At 71.2% G+C, this 18226-nt stretch carries 17 protein-coding genes; 11 read left to right on the top strand and 6 right to left on the bottom strand.

What is annotated here, in order from left to right; genetic code table 11:
- Nucleotides 1-135: 135 nt before the first annotated feature.
- The 7 genes from ABGB10_RS18880 (at nt 136) to pstB (ending at nt 7364) form a co-directional block, all read left to right on the top strand.
- Nucleotides 136-855 (top strand): response regulator transcription factor, encoded by a 720-nt coding sequence (locus ABGB10_RS18880; protein ID WP_347662190.1) that lies wholly within the window; start codon nt 136-138, stop codon nt 853-855.
- A gap of 213 nt (nt 856-1068) precedes the next feature.
- Nucleotides 1069-1878 (top strand): polysaccharide deacetylase family protein, encoded by an 810-nt coding sequence (locus ABGB10_RS18875; protein WP_347662189.1) that lies wholly within the window; start codon nt 1069-1071, stop codon nt 1876-1878.
- A 59-nt stretch (nt 1879-1937) separates the two neighbouring features.
- Nucleotides 1938-2864 carry a mycothiol synthase gene (gene mshD, locus ABGB10_RS18870; protein WP_347662146.1) on the top strand — a complete coding sequence of 309 codons (927 nt, stop codon included), beginning with the start codon at nt 1938-1940 and terminating at the stop codon, nt 2862-2864.
- A gap of 380 nt (nt 2865-3244) precedes the next feature.
- Nucleotides 3245-4351 carry a phosphate ABC transporter substrate-binding protein PstS gene (gene pstS, locus ABGB10_RS18865; RefSeq protein ID WP_347662145.1) on the top strand — a complete coding sequence of 369 codons (1107 nt, stop codon included), beginning with the start codon at nt 3245-3247 and terminating at the stop codon, nt 4349-4351.
- 42 nt (nt 4352-4393) lie between these two features.
- On the top strand, nt 4394-5485 hold the full coding sequence (gene pstC / locus ABGB10_RS18860; protein WP_347662143.1) for a phosphate ABC transporter permease subunit PstC: 1092 nt from the start codon (nt 4394-4396) through the stop codon (nt 5483-5485).
- Nucleotides 5482-6570 (top strand): phosphate ABC transporter permease PstA, encoded by a 1089-nt coding sequence (gene pstA / locus ABGB10_RS18855; protein ID WP_347662142.1) that lies wholly within the window; start codon nt 5482-5484, stop codon nt 6568-6570. The genes pstC and pstA overlap by 4 nt, the downstream gene beginning before the upstream one ends.
- Nucleotides 6571-6587: 17 nt before the next feature.
- Nucleotides 6588-7364, top strand: coding sequence for a phosphate ABC transporter ATP-binding protein PstB (gene pstB / locus ABGB10_RS18850; protein WP_099848932.1), 777 nt, complete (start codon nt 6588-6590; stop codon nt 7362-7364).
- Nucleotides 7365-7705: 341 nt separating this feature from the next.
- On the opposite strand, the gene ABGB10_RS18845 is transcribed toward pstB, so the two are convergent.
- A complete protein-coding gene (locus ABGB10_RS18845; RefSeq protein ID WP_347662141.1) occupies nt 7706-8539 on the bottom strand; it encodes an NUDIX hydrolase in 834 nt (277 codons plus the stop codon).
- Between the two features lie 142 nt (nt 8540-8681).
- Between ABGB10_RS18845 and ABGB10_RS18840 the strand changes: the two genes are divergently transcribed.
- Nucleotides 8682-9650 carry a Gfo/Idh/MocA family oxidoreductase gene (locus tag ABGB10_RS18840; RefSeq protein WP_347662140.1) on the top strand — a complete coding sequence of 323 codons (969 nt, stop codon included), beginning with the start codon at nt 8682-8684 and terminating at the stop codon, nt 9648-9650.
- A gap of 54 nt (nt 9651-9704) precedes the next feature.
- Here ABGB10_RS18840 and ABGB10_RS18835 read toward each other — a convergent pair whose 3' ends face one another.
- The 3 genes from ABGB10_RS18835 to ABGB10_RS18825 form a co-directional block, all read right to left on the bottom strand.
- Nucleotides 9705-10712: an inorganic phosphate transporter gene (locus ABGB10_RS18835; RefSeq protein WP_347662139.1), complete on the bottom strand. Its 1008-nt coding sequence runs from the start codon at nt 10710-10712 to the stop codon at nt 9705-9707.
- 4 nt (nt 10713-10716) lie between these two features.
- Nucleotides 10717-11343: a DUF47 family protein gene (locus tag ABGB10_RS18830; protein WP_030327784.1), complete on the bottom strand. Its 627-nt coding sequence runs from the start codon at nt 11341-11343 to the stop codon at nt 10717-10719.
- Between the two features lie 113 nt (nt 11344-11456).
- A complete protein-coding gene (locus ABGB10_RS18825) occupies nt 11457-12413 on the bottom strand; it encodes a PPK2 family polyphosphate kinase (RefSeq protein WP_347662138.1) in 957 nt (318 codons plus the stop codon).
- A gap of 144 nt (nt 12414-12557) precedes the next feature.
- Between ABGB10_RS18825 and sigJ the strand changes: the two genes are divergently transcribed.
- Nucleotides 12558-13523 (top strand): RNA polymerase sigma factor SigJ, encoded by a 966-nt coding sequence (gene sigJ / locus ABGB10_RS18820; RefSeq protein ID WP_347662137.1) that lies wholly within the window; start codon nt 12558-12560, stop codon nt 13521-13523.
- A 22-nt stretch (nt 13524-13545) separates the two neighbouring features.
- On the opposite strand, the gene ABGB10_RS18815 is transcribed toward sigJ, so the two are convergent.
- Nucleotides 13546-14052, bottom strand: a complete 507-nt coding sequence (locus tag ABGB10_RS18815; protein WP_347662136.1) for a DUF402 domain-containing protein — start codon at nt 14050-14052, stop codon at nt 13546-13548.
- A gap of 102 nt (nt 14053-14154) precedes the next feature.
- Between ABGB10_RS18815 and ABGB10_RS18810 the strand changes: the two genes are divergently transcribed.
- Nucleotides 14155-16359, top strand: coding sequence for an ATP-dependent DNA helicase (locus ABGB10_RS18810; protein WP_347662135.1), 2205 nt, complete (start codon nt 14155-14157; stop codon nt 16357-16359).
- A 26-nt stretch (nt 16360-16385) separates the two neighbouring features.
- On the opposite strand, the gene ABGB10_RS18805 is transcribed toward ABGB10_RS18810, so the two are convergent.
- Complete coding sequence (locus tag ABGB10_RS18805) at nt 16386-17750, bottom strand: AI-2E family transporter (protein WP_347662134.1); 1365 nt, start codon at nt 17748-17750, stop codon at nt 16386-16388.
- Nucleotides 17751-17855: 105 nt separating this feature from the next.
- Here ABGB10_RS18805 and ABGB10_RS18800 point away from each other — a divergent pair, with 105 nt between their 5' ends.
- The gene (locus ABGB10_RS18800) at nt 17856-18194 is read left to right on the top strand and encodes a co-chaperone GroES (protein ID WP_145778711.1); all 339 of its coding nucleotides are present in this window, start codon (nt 17856-17858) and stop codon (nt 18192-18194) included.
- Nucleotides 18195-18226 lie beyond the last annotated feature (32 nt).

Raw genomic sequence — 18226 nt, 5'->3', positions numbered from 1 at the left:
ACGGCGCGGCCGAGGCGATCGGTTACGCTCAACCCGTTACCCCGCCCGTCAGCGACGCCGGGACCACGCAATTTCTCAGCACACTCCCCCGTGAGTGTGTCTGGTCGCGTGCGGCCGAGCGCCGCCGGGACGGAGGTGATCGTGGAGATCCTGCTGCTGGTGACCGCGCGCGCAGGCGAACCGTCGGCTGTGCTGCCGGCACTCGACCTGTTGCCGCACTCGGTCCGCACCGCGCCGCGCGATGTTCGCACCCTGGTCGCGGGCCCCAGCCCGGACGCGGTGCTGGTGGACGCCCGGTCGGAGCTGAGCGAGGCCCGAGCGACCTGCCGAATGTTGCACGCCACCGGGCTCGGCGTGCCGCTGGTCGCGGTGGTGACCGAGGCCGGTCTGATCGCACTGAACGCCGACTGGGGCGTCGACGACGTCATCCTCGCCTCGGCCGGCCCCGCCGAGGTGGAGGCACGGTTGCGCCTGGCGGTCGGCCGCCTGAGCAACGCGACGGCCGGAGCTGGTGGTTCGATCCGGGCCGGCGAGCTGAACATCGACCCCGACACGTACGCGGCCAAGCTCAAGGGTCGCCCTCTCGACCTCACCTACAAGGAGTTCGAGCTGCTGAAGTTCCTGGCCCAGCACCCGGGCCGGGTGTTCACCCGCGACCAGCTCCTGCGGGAGGTCTGGGGTTACGACTACTTCGGCGGCACCCGCACGGTCGACGTGCACGTCCGGCGACTGCGCGCCAAGCTCGGCTCGGAGTACGAGTCGATGATCGGCACCGTCCGCCAGGTCGGCTACAAGTTCGTCGTCCCGCCGTCGCGGTCCCTGTCCGAGGCGGAGCACGCGCCCCTGCCCGTCTGATCCGCAAGTCGCGCCGCCAATTTCCTGTATGCCCCTTTTGTGCAGCTTGGCAGTTTTATTCTGACTGCCGGGTTTGCCGGAGAAAGGGGCCAGGGTGCGCGCAGTCACCACGGGGGCGACGGGTCGGCCCTGCCGGCCAGCCGGGCGGAAGCCGTGACGCGGGGCGGTTCGACCGCGAGGGCGACGGGGATCGTGACGCTGGTATTGGCGGCAATGCTCGGTTCGGCGTACGCGCTGGGCCGCAGTCTCATCGTGGACCCGACACCCCGACAACCGACCGACGTCACCACGAACGCTGACGGGCCGCACTACGCCGACCAGCCCAGCGAGGGCGACCCGGACAGCGAGCCGCACCCCGGCGGCAGCAACGGTCCCACCGAGGCCGGCCAGGACGGCTCGGGCCGCGACGCCGGCGGTGACAAGCTGTTCGGCGCGCACGAGACCACCGGGTCGCCCCGGCTCGCGCTGACCTTCGACGACGGGCCGGACCCTCGGTACACCCCGCAGGTCCTCGCCACGCTGCGCGAGTTCGACGTGCGAGCCACCTTCTGCGTGGTCGGCGAGAACGCCCAGAACCATCCAGACCTGATCCGGGCGATCGTCGACGACGGACACACCCTGTGCAACCACTCGTGGCACCACGACGTCGGCCTGGGCGCCCGTTCGGCCGACGCGATCCGCGCCGACCTGCTGCGCACCAACGAAGCGATCCGGGCAGCGGTGCCGAACGCGCCCATCGTCTGGTACCGCCAGCCCGGCGGAGCCTGGACGTACCCGGTGGTGTCGGTGGCGGGGCAGCTCGGCATGACCCCACTGCACTGGTCGATCGACCCGTCGGACTGGGACCTGCCCGGCGCCGCCAAGATCACTGCGACCGTGGTGACCCAGGCCGCACCCGGCTCGGTGGTGCTGCTGCACGACGCCGGCGGCGACCGGCAAGGCACGGTGGACGCCCTGCGCCGGATCCTGCCCGACCTGACCGCGCGTTTTGAACTGGAGGCGCTGCCCACCGATCCGACCTGATCCGCAGCTTGCCCGGCGACGGTCCGGGCGGCACGACACGCAACGGATACGGTGACGGGATGAGCAGCGCGGAGCCGACCAGCGACCAGGTGACCCGGACCGACCGACTGGCACCCGGGGAGATCGCCGACGTGCTGGCCCTGGCCGGCACCGCGGCTGACACCGACGGCGCGAGCCCGCTCGACGAGCACGTCCTGCTCCGACTGCGCGACCCGGACGCCCCGGCGCTGCACCTGATCGCCCGTGCCGACGACGGCACCCTGACCGGGTACGCGCACCTGGACACCACCGATCCGGTCGGCGGGATCGGAGTCGAACTGGTGGTGCACCCCGCGTACCGGCGGCGGGGCACCGGTCGTGCGTTGGCCCGGGGCGTGCTCGCGTCGGCCACCGGGCCGTTGCGGGCATGGGCGCACGGCGACCACCCCTCGGCCGCCGCGCTCGGCGTCGACCTCGGCTTCACCCGGGCACGGGTGCTCTGGCAACTGCGCCGCCCCCTGGCTGCTCCGCTCGGCGAGCCACGCCTGCCCGACGGGGTGGCGCTGCGCGCGTTCCGGCCCGGGGCGGACGACGCGGCGTGGCTGAACCTCAACGCGCGCGCCTTCGCCGAGCACCCCGAGCAGGGGCGCTGGACCTCGGACGACCTGCGGGTCCGGCTGGCCGAACCCTGGTTCGACCCGGACGGCTTCCTGCTCGCCGAGGAGACCGGGACCGGTCGGCTGCTCGGTTTCCACTGGACCAAGGTGCACGAGCGCCCGGGCTCGGCCCGGATCGGCGAGGTGTACGTGCTGGGGGTGGAGCCGACGGCGCACGGGGGCGGGCTCGGCCGGGCGCTGACCACCGCCGGGCTGGCGTACCTGCGGGACAGGCGTGGCCTGGACCGGGTGATGCTCTACGTGGACGAGTCGAACACCGGAGCCGTCGCGCTCTACGAGCGAATGGGCTTCGCCCGCTGGTCCGCGCACATCAACTACCACCTGGGCTGACCGTCGACTGGCCACTGGCCACTGGCCACCGGCGACCGGCCACCGGCGACCGACGCCCTCGATGGCGAGGGGCGACGGGCGACGGCGGGGCGACGGGCGACGGGCAGGCCGGGTCACCGGCGAGTAACGGCCGGGCCTCGGCGACATAACAGCGAACCGGAAATATACCCATACTTCCGACAGGCGTACCCGGGTTCACTTAACGGACAACTCACCCTCAGCGAGCGGTCACCTCGACGGCCGTACGTGTTCACCTTGCGTTCACTTGCGACCGGCGAACCGGCTACCTGGCACTTCTAACTTTCGTGTCAGCCGGTCACTGCCGGTCCTCGGGCCCCGGGATCGGGGCGCCAAGTCAGACGCGAAGGGAAACCCCTCAGGTGAAGCTCCAGCGGTACGGCGCTATTGCCGGCCTCGCTCTTGCCGCGACGCTCGGTCTCAGCGCATGCGGCTCGGACAACAACGAGCCCGCCCCCGGCGCCAGCGCTTCGGGCTCGGCCGCCGCGGTCGACTGCGCTACCGGCACGCTGAACGCCCAGGGCTCGTCGGCGCAGAAGAACGCCATGGCCGAGTGGATCAAGGCGTACCAGCAGAAGTGCCAGGGCACGACGATCAACTACGAGCCCAGCGGCTCCGGCGCCGGCATCCAGGCCATCATCGCCGGCACCGCCGACTTCGCCGGCTCCGACTCCGCGCTCAAGCCGGAGGAGCAGCCGCAGGCCGACGCCAAGTGCGTCGGCGGCAAGGCCATCAACCTGCCGATGGTGATCGGCCCGGTGGCCGTCGCCTACAACGTCAGCGGCGTGGACAACCTCCAGCTCAAGCCGGCCACCCTGGCGAAGATCTTCGCCGGCAAGGTGACCAAGTGGGACGACCCGGCGATCAAGGCCGACAACCCGGGCGCCACGCTCCCGGCGACCACGATCCAGACCGCGCACCGGTCGGACTCCTCCGGCACCACTGACAACTTCACGGACTTCCTCGCCAAGACCGCCGAGGCCGACTGGACCTTCGGTAAGGCCAAGGAGTGGAAGGCCCCCGGCGGCACCGCCGGGAAGGGCAACGACGGCGTGACCAGCGTCATCAAGGGCGCAGACGGCACCATCGGCTACGTCGAGCTCTCCTTCGCCGAGAACGCCGACCTCAAGATGGCCAAGATCGGCAACGGAGCTGGTGAGTTCGCCGAACTCACCCTGGAGAACGCGGGCAAGACCATCGCCGGCGCCGAGATCACCGGCACCGGGAACGACCTCAAGATGAAGATCGACTACAACACCAAGGAGGCCGGGGCCTACCCGATCGTCCTGGCGACGTACGAGATCGTCTGCGACAAGGGTCTGGCCGCCGACAAGCTTCCGCTGGTCAAGAGCTTCCTCGGCTTCACCGCCAGCACCGAGGGCCAGAAGGTGCTGAGCGAGATCGGCTACGCGCCGCTGCCCGAGTCGGTCCGGACCAAGGTCGAGGCGTCGGTCAAGAACATCTCCTGACGAAGCTGTCTGACATCACCTTCAATCGAAGCGAGCGAGCAGATGGGTGAATCCCCTCACCGCTCGGCCGACGCCGGCACCGGTGGGACGCGCGTGACCCAGAGTCACGAGTGGCCCGCCGGTGCCTCGGCGCGTGTGGCCGAGGCACCAGTCAGCACCCGTTCCCCGGGCGGCGCCGGGCTGGGCGGCGGCGGCGCGCTGCCGCGCAGCCGGAAGTTCGGCGCCGAGCGGGCCTTCCACGGTCTCACCCTCGCCGCCGGCACGGCCGTTCTGGTCATCATCGCCGCCATCGCGATCTTCCTGATCGTCAAGGCGGTGCCGGCCCTGGGCGCCAACACCGAGAACTTCTGGTCCTACGAGGGCTGGTCCCCCAACGACACAGAACCCAAGTTCGGCATCGGCACGCTCGCCTTCGGCACCGTGCTCAGCTCGGCGCTGGCGCTGCTGATCGCAGTGCCGGTGGCGCTGGGCATCGCGCTCTATCTCTCGCACTACGCTCCCCGCCGAGTGGGCACCGCACTCGGCTTCCTGATCGACCTGCTCGCCGCCGTACCCAGCGTGGTCTTCGGCCTCTGGGGGCGGGACATCTTCATCAACCCGGTCCGGGACTTCTCGGTCTGGCTCAACGAGTACTTCGGCTGGATCCCGATCTTCGGCGGCGACGGCCCGTTCGGTAAGTCGATCATGCTGGGCGCCCTGGTGCTCGCGATCATGGTGCTACCGATCATCACCTCGCTCTCCCGCGAGGTGTTCCTCCAGACGCCGACCGCGAACGAGGAGGCCGCCCTCGCCCTGGGCGCCACCCGCTGGGAGATGCTCCGCACCGCGGTGCTCCCCTACGGCCGTCCCGGCATCATCGCCGCGATGATGCTCGGCCTCGGCCGGGCGCTCGGCGAGACCATCGCCCTGGCGCTGACCCTCGGCATCACCTTCGGCATCTCGTTCAACCTGATCGAGAACGGCGGCAACACCATCGCCGCCAACATCGCCAATGCGTTCGGCGAGGCGAACGAGACCGGCCGTGGCGCTCTGATCGCCTCCGGCCTGGTGCTGTTCGCCATCACGCTGATCGTCAACATCACGGCGCGGGCGATCATCTACCGCCGCCGGGAGTTCACGGAGTCGGCCGCATGACCACAACCGCCACCTCCCACCGCACCCGGCCGCCGGCCCAGCCCGACTCGCTGCGGGCCAAGCGGCTGCCCTGGTACGCCGCTCCGGCCATCGCCGTGGCGGCCCTGGCGCTCTCCGCCGTGATCGTCTACGGCACCGACACCGGCGGCCCGGTCCTCGTGGTCGTCCTCGGCGCGATCCTCTACCTGGTCGGGCTCTTCGCCGCGGCCAACGCCGTCGAGGGGCGCCGATCGGCCCGTAACCGCACCTGGAGCGCGCTGATCCACTCCGCTTTCGTGCTGGCGGTGCTGCCACTCGTCTCGGTCGTCTGGACGCTGGTCAGCAAGGGCGCCGAACGCCTGGACGCGGACTTCTTCAACGCCTCGATGAACAACATCGGACCACGGGACGCCAACGGTGGGGCGTACCACGCGATCGTCGGCACGTTGGAGCAAGTCGGCATCGCCACCCTGATCACCGTGCCGCTCGGCGTCCTCTGCGCGATCTACATCGTCGAGTACGGCCGGGGCAAGTTCGCCTTCGCGATCCGGTTCTTTGTGGACGTGATGACGGGCATCCCGTCGATCGTCTCCGGCCTGTTCGTGCTGGCGTTCTGGGTGCTGGTCGTGTCCCCGTGGTTCAACGACGGCCGGCCGAGCTTCTCCGGCTTCGCCGCCGCGCTCGCGCTGAGCGTGCTCATGCTGCCGACCATCGTCCGGTCCACCGAGGAGATGCTCCGCCTCGTCCCGGCACCACTGCGCGAGGGCGCCTACGCGCTCGGCGTACCCAAGTGGAAGACCATCCTGCGGGTGGTGCTGCCGACGGCGCTGCCCGGCATCGTCACCGGCGTCATGCTGGCCATCGCCCGCGCGGCCGGCGAGACCGCGCCGGTGCTGCTGGTCGCCGGCGGCGGTGCCGCGATCAACACCAACCCCTTCGAGAACAACCAGTCGTCGCTGTCCCTCTTCGTCTACCAGCAGGCCGGTGACGCGTCGAAGTACGCACCGGCACGGGCGTGGACCGCGGCACTCACCCTGGTCGCCCTCGTGCTCATCCTGACGATCGCGGCGAAGCTGCTGGCCCGTCGCAACAGGCTCAGCCGATGAACCCCGGAGGTACCACCATGGCCAAGCGCGTCTCCGCCTCGAACGTCACCGCGTACTACGGAGGCTTCAAGGCGATCGAGAACATCAACCTGACGGTCGAGCCGAAGACGGTCACCGCCCTCATCGGGCCGTCCGGTTGCGGCAAGTCGACGTTCCTGCGGTCGATCAACCGGATGCACGAGGTGCTGCCGGGTGCCCGGGTCGAGGGCAGCCTGACCATCGACGACCAGGACATCTACGACCGGGACGTGGACGTCACCGCGGTCCGGCGCACGATCGGCATGGTCTTCCAGCGGCCGAACCCGTTCCCCACCATGAGCATCTTCGAGAACGTGGTGGCCGGGCTGAAGCTCAACGGGGTCCGCAAGAAGTCGATCCTGGAGGACGCGGCCGAGAAGGCGCTGCGCTCGGCGAACCTGTGGGACGAGGTCAAGGACCGGCTGGGTAAGCCCGGTGCGGGCCTCTCCGGTGGTCAGCAGCAGCGGCTCTGCATCGCCCGGACCATCGCGGTCGAGCCGCAGGTCGTCCTGATGGACGAGCCGTGCTCGGCGCTGGACCCGATCTCCACGCTGGCGATCGAGGACCTGATGTTCCAGCTCAAGGACAAGTTCACGATCATCATCGTCACGCACAACATGCAGCAGGCCGCGCGGGTGTCGGACCGGACCGCCTTCTTCTCGATCGAGAAGACCGGCGACCCGGGCCGCCTGATCGAGTACGACAACACCCAGAAGATCTTCAGCAACCCGAGCGTGAAGAAGACCGAGGACTACATCACCGGCCGCTTCGGCTGAGCCGCTGGTTTCCCTTGTGCGAAGGGCGCCGACCGACCTGGCCGGCGCCCTTCTGCGTACCCCGACGCGGTTCCCCGCCCGGCGCGGTCCCGGCGGCGGCCCGGCACGGCCAAGATCGTGCTCGATCAAGGATGTAGTGGTCTCACCGCGCAACGGAGGCCGCTACTTCCATGTTCGAACGCGATCTTCGGTAGGAGCGGGCCTGCGGTCCAGGCCGCGCCCAAGATCTGCGCGACTACCCGGAGACTGCTGTCTCCCACGAGTCCGAGGCAGCAACATCCCTGACGTGTGCGGATCTTGACGGCCCTCGTCGAACGCGGCGCGGGCAGCGCGGGCAGTAGTCAGCCCAGGACGAAGCGGGGTGTGCCGTTCGGGGGCAGGTCCAGGCGCGGGGTTACCGGAGTGGCCGCGTCCCGATCGGCTGCTGCCCCCGCCACTCCGGCCAGGTCGCCGGCCGCCGCCACCTGGGCCAGCGTGACCAGGGTCGGTGGCAGCATGGTCAGCTCGCCGGCCTTGGCGCGGGCCAGCGCGTCCGCCGGCCGGATCCACAGCGTGTGGTCGGCCTCGCCGGAGACGTCGCGGGTCCGTTGTCCCGCCGGCAGCAGCGCGACGAAGAAGTACGTGTCGAAGCGGCGCGGCTCGAACTCCGGAGTGATCCACCGGCTCCACGGCAGCAGCAGGTCCGACCGGAGCGTGAGCTGACGGTCGGCGAGCAGCGCCGCGAAGCCCAGCCGGCGCCCCTCCAGGTCCTGACGGGCGGCCTCCCAGTCGTCGCCACTGACGTCGCCCACAACGGTCGCCGGGTCCGGGCCGGCGAGCAGCACACCCGCCTCCTCGAAGACCTCCCGCGCGGCGGCGCAGACCACCGCCTGGGCCGCGTCCGGGGCCACCCCGAGCCGCCCGGCCCACTCGCTCGGCGCCGGCCCCGCCCAGTCCAGGTGCGCCTCGGAGTCGGAGCGGTCCACCCCGCCGCCGGGGAAGGCGTACATCCCGCCGAATGTCATGGCGGCGACCCGGCGGATGACGTACACCTCGAACTCGGCGTCGGTCGGGCGCAGCAGCAGCACGGTGGCCGCGACCCGGGGCACCGCCGGGGTGCCGCCCTCGGCCTGGAACCGGCGGGCGTGCTCGACCAGCGCGGCCGGGGCGGCGAAACCGTCACTGTCGAACGTCATGCCGCGAGCCTAGTTCGCGCCGGTGCGGTCGTCGGAGCGCGCCGGGGCGATGACGCGGTCGGCTCGGTTGGGGCCGGTCGACAAGCCGGGCAGCGCGGGCCGGGCGGCGGGCGGTTCACCGGGTTCGGCTAGCGTGCCGGACATGACTCGTTGGGGCATCCTGGCCACCGGCCACATCGCCAGCCGTTTCGCCGAAGACCTCCGGCTGGTGCCGGACGCCGAGCTGGTCGCGGTTGGTTCCCGTTCCGCGGAGAGCGCGCAGCGTTTCGCCGACACGTACGGCGCGAAGCGCGCGTACGGCTCCTGGGTGGAGCTGGCCGCCGACTCGGAGGTCGACGCGATCTACGTGGCAACCCCGCACTCCGCGCACTACGAGGCGGCGATGACCTGCCTGACCGCCGGGCGGGCCGTGCTGTTGGAGAAGCCGTTCACCCTCGATCTGGCCACCAGCACCGAGTTGGTGGACACCGCTCGCGCCGCCGGGGTCTTCCTGATGGAGGCCATGTGGATGCGATTGAACCCGCTGATCCTGCGGGTGGTCGAGCTGGTCGCGGACGGGGCGATCGGCACGGTGAGCGGCGTCCGCGCCGACTTCGGGGTGGCCGGGCCGTTCGCGCCGGAGCACCGGATGCGTAACGCGGCGCTGGGCGGGGGTGCCCTGCTCGACCTGGGCATCTACCCGATCAGCCTGGCCCACCTGCTGCTCGGGGTGCCGCAGCACATCCGGTCCTGGGCGCAGATCGGCCCGGAGGGCACGGACGAGAACACCGGCATCCTGTTCGGCTACGACAACGGCGCGCTGGCGACGTTGAGCTGCGGCATGGTCGGGTTGAGCGGGCAGACCGCCTCGATCACCGGCAGCACGGGTCGGATCGACCTGCCGGAGCCGTTCTTCCGGCCGGGCTCGATCACCCTGCACCGGGCCGGTGCCGAGCCGGAGACGATCACTGCGGACATGGCCGGCAACGGCTACCAGTACGAGGCGATCGAGGTGCAGCGCTGCCTGGCCGCCGGCCTGACCGAGAGCCCGGCGGTGCCGCACTCCACGACCCTTGAGGTGATGGCGCTGCTGGACACGGTCCGCGAGCAGATCGGCGTGCGCTACGTCTGACGGGACGGGCCCCTTGTCGACGCGCGAGGCGTCGACAAGGGGCCCGGGACCGGGTCAGCCGAAGAGCGGCCGGACCAGCAGATAGGTGACGCAGGCGATCAGCGCGGCGGCCGGGAACGTGATGATCCAGGCGAGCACGATGTTGCCGGCGACGTTCCAGCGGACCGCGGACAGCCGCTTGGTCGCGCCCACACCCATGATCGCCGAGGTGATCGTGTGGGTGGTGGAGATCGGCGCCTTCAGCACCAGGGCATTGAAGTAGAGCACCGCGCTGGCCACCGTCTCGGCGGCGAAGCCCTCGGGCGGGCCCAGGTCGATGATCTTGCGGCCGAGAGTGCGGATGATCCGCCAACCACCGGCGTACGTGCCGAGCGCCAGCATGGTCGCCGAGGTCCAGAACACCCAGCCGGGGATGTGCGTCTTGCTCTCCTGGAAGCCGCCGGTGTAGAGCGCCAGCACGACGATGCCCATGGTCTTGGCGGCGTCCTGCATGCCGTGGCCGACCGACATGGCGGCCGCCGAAAGAGTCTGCGCCCAGCGGAAGCCCCGGTTGAGCTTGCCCGGCTGCCCCTTCCGGAACAGCCAGAGGATGGCCAGCATCAGCAGGTAGCCGAGGGTGAGGCCGACGATCGGCGAGAGCACCATCGGCAGGAGCACCTTCTCGCCGATGTTGACCCACTGCACGATGCCACCGGTGGACAGCAGGGTCGCGCCGACCAGACCACCGAAGAGCGCGTGCGAGGACGACGACGGCAGACCGAAATACCAGGTGATCAGGTTCCAGGCGATCGCGCCGAGCACACCGGCGAAGACCACCCCCAGGCTGCTCACACCGGTGGGCAGGGTGACCAGGCCGTCGCCGACGGTCTTGGCGACTCCGGCGCCGAAGTGCGCGCCGATGAAGTTGCCGACCGCGGCGAGGAGCAGGGCGATCCGGGGTGTCAGCGCCCGGGTGGAGACGCTTGTCGCGATCGCGTTGGCGGCGTCGTGGAAGCCGTTGGTGTAGTCGAACGCCAAAGCCACCGCGATCACCGCCAGCACGGCGATGAGTTCGGGAGTCACCGGCTCAGGACTCCTTGACGGCGATGGTCTCGACTGTGTTGGCCACGTGCTCGAAGGCGTCGCAGGCGGCCTCCAACTCGTCGGCGACCTCCTTCATCTTCAGCACCGTCAACGCGTCGTACTCGCCGGAGAAGAGCCGGACGAGCAACTGCCGGTTGATCCGGTCGCCCTCGTTCTCCAGCCGGTTGCACTCGATCCAGTAGTCCTCGAGGTCCTTCATCGACTTCAGCCGGGGCATCGCGTCGGCGGTCAGCTTGGCCTGCTGGTCGAGCACGTTGACCATCTCGTGCAGCTCGCGGGGCAGCGCCGGCAGCTCGGTCAGCCCGTACAGGTAGAGCAGGTCGCCCACCGCTTCCAGGTGGTCCATCACGTCGTCCAGCAGCGAGCCGAGCCGGTAGATGTCCTCCCGGTCGAACGGCGTGATGAAGGTCGAGTTGATCTTCTTGTACAGCTCGTGGGTGATCTGGTCGCTGTCGTGCTCGACCTCGGTCAGCCGCTCGCTGACGGACTGCACGTCCACGCCGGGCAGGGCCAGCTCGTTGAGCAGCGCGGTGCCCCGGACCAGGTTCTGCGCGGCCCTGGTGAAGAGCTCGTAGAAGGCGCCCTCGGTGGGGCGGAAGGAAAACTTCACAGCACAGACCTCGTCGCGTCGGTGGAAGGGTGGCGGTGCCCGAAGAGCGGCCGCTCGGTGAATGCTAGGAAACGACTGAACCGCGAATTCGCCGGCCCACCCCTGGCCAGGCGTCATTCACCGCTCGTTAACCTGCTGTTCATCTCGGCTGCCCCACGCGTACCCGGTCCCCCAGCACCCAGCCGTTTCCGCTCCTCGTTCACGTCGAAATCGGCAGCCGGATACCCGAGGTCGAGGGTGTCGAACGTCTCACGCAGCAGGTGAGCCACCGCCCAGTCCCGGTACCACTTGCGGTCCGCCGGCACCACGAACCAGGGCGCGGCGTCCGTGCCACACCGGCTGAGGGCCTCGGCGTACGCGGCCTGGTACTCGTCCCAGTGCCCTCGGGAGTCGATGTCGGACGGGTTGTACTTCCAGTGCTTGCGCGGGTCGGTGAGGCGTTCCAGCAGGCGCTTGCCCTGCTCGTCGTACGAGATGTGCAACATGACCTTGACCAGGGTCATTCCACCCTCGCTCAGCTCCCGTTCGAACGAGTTGATCGCGTCGTAGCGGGCCCGCCAGGTCGTCGCCGGCACCAGCGAACCGACCCGGGCGATCAACACGTCCTCGTAGTGCGAACGGTTGAACATCCCCACGTACCCCGGCGGCGGCAACTCCCGACGAATCCGCCAGAGGAAGTCGTGCCGCAACTCCTGGCGGGTCGGCGGCCCGAACGAGCGGATGTGCAGGCCCAGCGGGTTCATCGCGCCGGCCACCCGCTTGATCGTGCCGTCCTTGCCACCGCAGTCCATGGCCTGAAGCACCAGCAGCACCCGGTGTGCGGGCCGCTCCGACCCGGTCTTGGCCATCGCGAAGAGCATCTCCTGCTGCTGGCCCAACTCGCCACCGACCAGCTCCACCTGCTCTCGTGCCCAGGCCTTACGGCGTTCGCCGCGCCCCGCCGTCTCCGGCAGGCCGGGCGTGGATCGGGGGTCGATGGCGCCGAGGTCCACCGGCGCGGTGACCCGCAGCAACTCCCGCACGGAGCCGCCAGCGGGTGCCACGATCTGCCCTTGCTGGGGTGCGCTCATCCACGGATCATCGCCCACCCGCAGACCATCCGCCCGCCAAGGGCCCTCGCCGGGACGGCCGTCCGTCCCGGCGGGGCTGCCGCTGCGTGCGGTTGCGGCAAGGATGTACGCCAGGACGGTGCCGACCGGGAGGGTGGTGGGGTCGTGCGGGACCTGGCGACGGAGTTCGAGGCCGAGCGGGGTCGGCTGCTCGCGGTGGCCCACCGGATGCTGGGCAGCCGCGCTGAGGCGGAGGACGCGGTGCAGGAGACCTGGTTGCGCTGTGCCGGGGCGCTCGCCGACCCGGACGCCCGCGCCGAGATCCGTGAGTTGTCCGCGTGGCTGACCACCACCTGCGCCCGCATCTGCCTGGACGTGCTCCGCTCGGCCCGGGTCCGCCGGGAGGCGTACCCCGGTCAGTGGCTTCCGGAGCCGGTGGTGAGCCCGTTGGGCGGCGAACCGTCCTCGGACGGCTACGCACCCGACCCGGCGGACCGGGCGGTCCGCACCGACGAGGTCGGCGCGGCGTTGCTGGTGGTGCTGGAACGGCTGGCACCGGAGCAGCGGGTCGCTCTCGTGCTGCACGACGTGTTCGCGGTGCCGTTCGCCCGGGTCGCCGAGGTGCTCGGCACCACCGAGGTGTCGGCCCGACAGCTCGCCTCCCGGGCACGCCGGGCGGTCACCGCGCCGGACGTTCCGCGGCACACCGCCGACCGGGCCGAGCAACGTCGGGTGCTCGAAGCGTTCGTCGTCGCGACCGAGTCCGGCGACCTGGATCAGCTGCTCCGGGTGCTCGCGCCGGACGTGGTGCTCGTCGGCGACTCGGGCGGGCACTTCCCGGCGGCGCGGCGGCCGGTGCTCGGCGCGGACGCCGTGGCCCGCCTCACACTCGGTCTGTTCGGCCGGACCGGCCGGTACGCACAACGCGTGCTGTCCCGGCCGGTACTGGTCGACGGCGTGCTCGGCCTGCAGATGGAGACGACGCACAGCGACGGCCGGCCGATCCGCCTGGTCACCGCGTTCGCGGTGCACGAGGGGCGGATCACCGCCATCTACAACCAGCTCAATCCGGAGAAGCTCGCCGCCCTGACGCCGTTGGGCGACGACGACACCTGGCCGCCGCGCTGGTGAGCCGACCCCGCCGTGGGCGGCGTCAGACCACGAGAGCCAACCACTTGCGGTACGCGCTGGCGAACGGCTCCGTGCCGTCGCCGAGGGCTCCGAACAGCCGCTGGGCCGCTGCTTCGGCCTCGGCCACCACGTCGTCCGGGTAACCGAACCGAGCCCGGTGCTCGGCGAACTCGTCCTCGTCGAGCAGCTCCACCAGGCCGGTGGCCCGACGCCGTACCACGTCGAGGTCCAGGTCGATGAGGTTCACGGTGTCGTCGGATTCCCAGCGGGCCGGAGTGGTGATGTCGCAGTAGACCTCGCTGGTGCGGGGCGGCGGGTTGAACATGGCCGTCCACCAGGCGCGGTGAGGCACCAGCAGGACGAACGGGATCTTCTCCACCGACGGCCGGCCGTGGTAGACCGACTCGGTGCCCTCGGGCACGCCGAGCCAGATGCCGAGGTCGTCCTCGGTGAGCCGGCGGGCCGGGTAGTCGCGGTGGGCGCTGCCGTCGTACTTGCGGTAGATCACTCGGACCATGTCGCTCGGCATGATTCGCACCCTAACCGATACGGCCCAACGCGTCGTAGCGCGGCCGTAACCGGACGGGGTCGGTCGCGACGCCGGCCGGGTCGGCATCGCGCCACGCGGCGGATGGGCACGGTCGGTGTCGGCGGCGCCGGGTACCGTCGCACGGTGACTCCGCCCCGCACCGCCACCGGTTCCGCCACCCCGTCGGCCCGTGCCAAGGGGCGGCGGCGGGGTGCCCGGCCCAGTGGCACGGAGCTGCTGGCGGCGGCGGTCGGCGCCGTGCCCGGCGGCGCGGAACGCCCCGGCCAGTTGCAGATGACCACGGCGATCGAGGAGTGCGTGGCCGGCGGCGAGCATCTGCTCGTGCAGGCCGGCACCGGCACCGGCAAGTCGCTGGCCTACCTCGCGCCGGCGCTCACTGTGGACGGCCCGGTGGTGGTCTCCACCGCCACCCTGGCGTTGCAGTCCCAGCTGGTCGACCACGACCTGCCCCGGCTCGCCGACGCGGTCGAGCCGGTGCTCGGCCGTCGACCCACCTTCGCCGTGCTCAAGGGCCGCCACCACTACCTCTGCCTCGCCCGACTGGACAACTCCACCGAGGAGGAGCCGGAGGACACCCTCTTCGACGCCCCCGCGGCCCGCCCCGGCGGCGGGACGAAGTGGCTCGGTGAGGCGGGCCGGTTGGGCAAGCAGGTCGAGCGGCTGCGCGACTGGGCCGAGAAGACCGCCACCGGCGACCGGGACGAGCTGGACCCGGGCGTCGACGACCAGGCCTGGCGGCTGGTGTCGATGCCGGCCCGCGAGTGCGTCGGCGCGACCCGTTGCCCGTTCGGGCAGGAGTGCTTCGCCGAGGCGTCGCGGGCCCGCGCCCGGGAGGCCGACATCGTGGTGACCAACCACAGCCTGCTCGCGGTCGACATGCTCGCCGACCGGCACATCGTGCCGCCGCACAAGCTGCTCATCGTCGACGAGGCGCACGAGCTGGCCGACCGGGTCTCCTCCGCGGCCCAGGCGGAGCTGGTGCCGGAGCTGATCGACCGGACCGCCCGCCGGGCCCGCACGCTGCTGCGGCCGGAGACCGCCGAAGCGCTCACCGCGGCCGGTGACGCCCTCGCGGTGGGGCTGGCCGAGGCACCGGCCGGGCGCATCACCGCCGGGCTACCGACGCCCCTGCGGGAGGCGTGCACGCTGCTCGACGCGGCGACCCGATCCGCCCTGGACGCCATCGGCGACATCAAGTCCGACGACCCCGACCCGGTCCGCAAGCAGCAGGCCAAGGCTGCCCTGGACGAGCTCTCCACCACCGCCCAGCGGCTGCTGGAGGAGGGCGACCACGACGTGGCCTGGGTGGAGAAGAACGACAGCGGCAGCCGCCGGGCACTGGTGGTCGCGCCGCTGTCGGTGGCCGGCACCCTCGCCACCCACCTGTACGACGAACGCACAGTCGTCGCCACCTCGGCGACCCTGGCGCTGGGCGGCCGGTTCGACACGGTGGCCCGCGCCCTCGGGCTGGACGCTCCCCCACCCGCACCGCCGTCCCCCGCGTCGGCCGCGCTGGCCGCCCGCACCGGCCCGGGTCGTCCGGCCGCCGAGACGCCGGGCCGTCGGCTGGCCGGGGACGCGCCCCCCAGTGCCGTCGTACCGGCGACCGAGGGCCCCGGGTGGCGGTCCCTCGACGTCGGCTCACCGTTCGACTACGCCCGGCAGGGCATCCTGTACGTCGCCGCGCACCTGCCCCGCCCCAGCGTCTCCGGGCTCCCCGAGGCCGCCGGAGAGGAGTTGCTCGGGCTGGTCGGAGCACTCGGTGGTCGTACTCTCGGGCTCTTCTCCTCCCGGCGGGCCGCGCAGCAGGCCGCGGAGCTGCTGCGCGCGCGGACCGACCTGCCTGTGCTGCTCCAGGGCGAGGAGGCCCTGCCGTTGCTGGTCCGCCGGTTCCGCGAGGAGCGCGCCAGCTGCCTGTTCGGGGTGATGTCGCTGTGGCAGGGGGTGGATGTGCCGGGTGACGCGTGCCAGCTCGTCGTCATCGACCGGCTGCCTTTCCCGCGCCCGGACGAGCCGCTGGCGGCTGCCCGCGCCGCTGCTGTGGATGCCGGCGGCGGCTCCGGCTTCGCCGCGGTCAGCGTGCCGATCGCGGCGGTGCGGCTGGCTCAGGGCGTGGGGCGACTCATCCGGGCGAACGGCGACAAGGGCGTGGTCGCGGTGCTCGACTCACGGCTGGAGACGGCCCGTGGCTACGGGCCGTTCCTGCGCCGCTCGCTGCCCCCGTTCTGGTACACGACGCGCCCCGAGGTGGCTCGCGGCGCCCTGGAACGCCTGGCCAAGTCCTGACCCGCGCCCGCGTCGGGCGGGCAGGGCTAGGGGGCGTGCGCGGCGACGACCACGGCGTCGGGTGGGGTGTCCGGGACCCGTCGGGCGGCGAGCCGGCGGACCGCGGTGTTCAGCACCGCGATGAGCGGCACGGAGACCAGCGCGCCGGTGATGCCGGCGAGTACGACACCGGCGGCGATCCCGATGATCACCGCGAGCGGGTGGAGGGCGACCGCCCGTCCCATGATCAGCGGTTGGAGTACGTGCCCCTCGATCTGCTGCACGCCGATCACCGCCCCCAGGATGATCAACGCGATGCCCGGACCGCTGTCGACAAGTGCCACCAGCACCGCGACGCCGCCGGAGAGCGCCGCACCGACGATCGGGATGAACGCGCCGAGGAAGACCAACGCCGCCAGCGGGAAGGCGAACGGGATGTCGAAGATGACCAGGAAGATGCCGATGCCGACGGCGTCGATGAAGGCGACCAGGACGGTCGCGCGGACGTAGGCGACGAGCGTCTGCCAGGAGGCGCGGCCCGCGTCGTCGACCTTCCACCGGGCGGCCACCGGCAGCAGCCGGACCAGGAAGCGCCAGATCCGGTTGCCGTCACGCAGGAAGAAGAACGTCGCGAACAGGACCAGCAGCGTGCCGGTCAGCACCTCGGCAAGCGTCGCCGCGGTGCTCAGGGCGCCGCTGGTGAACCGCGAGGTGTTGTTGTTGATCCAGTCCTGCGCCTCTTCGATGTAGCGGTCGAGCTGGGTGTCGGAGAGGTGCAACGGGCCCGTCTTCAGCCAGTTCTGGATCTGCCGGACGCCCTCCGAGGACTTCTCGCTCAGTTCCGGTACGCCACGGATGAACTCGTTGACCACAAGCGTCAGCGTGCCGATCACCGCGGCCAGGCCGCCGACCAGCACCACCGCCGTCGCCAGCGACCGGGGGAACCGGGCCCGCAACAGCCAGCCCACCGCCGGCGCGAGCAGCGCGGAGAGCAGCAGCGCGATGGCCAACGGAATGATCACGATCTTGATCGTGCTGACGATCACCACCAGCGCCCAGGCCACCACGCCGATCACGATCAGTCGCCAACACCACGCGGCGGCGATCCGGAGGCCGTGCGGAACGTCGGCGTCGTCCCGACTGGACGTCGAGCTGTGCAGGTCCACCGGGGGTTCCGCGCCGTAGACCGTGGCGCTCGGCAGAGCGGCCGGCCCCGGCACGGCCGGCGACGCCACCCGGGCGGCCTCCGAGACGTTGCTCAACTCGTCGCTCGAGGTGCCCTCGTCGACGCGCGCCGACTCCTGTCGTGACTGGTAGGCGCGGCGAAGCCGCCCGCGTACCCGCTCGAAGCGGCTCAAGCGCACCTCCTGGCAGAAAACCCGGCCCGCCCACGACGACAGGTCGGACAGCATACGTCCGTTCCCGACACCGTAGGGCAGTTCCGCCACACAATGCCCCCGTCACCACCGGCGTAACCACCGGCGGGCCACCGTCGGCCACACGGTAGCGTCTGCGGCGTGACCGCCGACAACGATCTCGACGCCGGCCTGCCGATCCGCCTGCTGCACGACCGCGTGCTGGTGCGGATGGAGGGCAGCGAAGGCGAACGCCGCTCCACCGCCGGCATCGTCATTCCGGCGACCGCCGCGGTCGGCAAGCGCCTCGCCTGGGCCACCGCGGTCGGGGTGGGGCCGAACGTCCGCGCCATCGTCTCCGGCGACCGGGTGCTCTTCGACCCGGACGACCGTTCCGAGGTCGAGCTGCACGGTCGCGGGTACGTGCTGCTCCGCGAACGCGACGTGCACGCCGTGGCCGCCGAGCGGATCGAGAACGACCCGACCGGCCTCTACCTCTGACGCTCCCTCCCCTGCCGCGCACCGTTTGCCCG

Source organism: Micromonospora sp. B9E7, from assembly GCF_039871815.1.
Taxonomy (GTDB): domain Bacteria; phylum Actinomycetota; class Actinomycetes; order Mycobacteriales; family Micromonosporaceae; genus Micromonospora.
The sequence above is the reverse complement of the archived record's forward strand: the minus strand, read 5'-3'. Positions and strand labels throughout refer to the sequence as shown.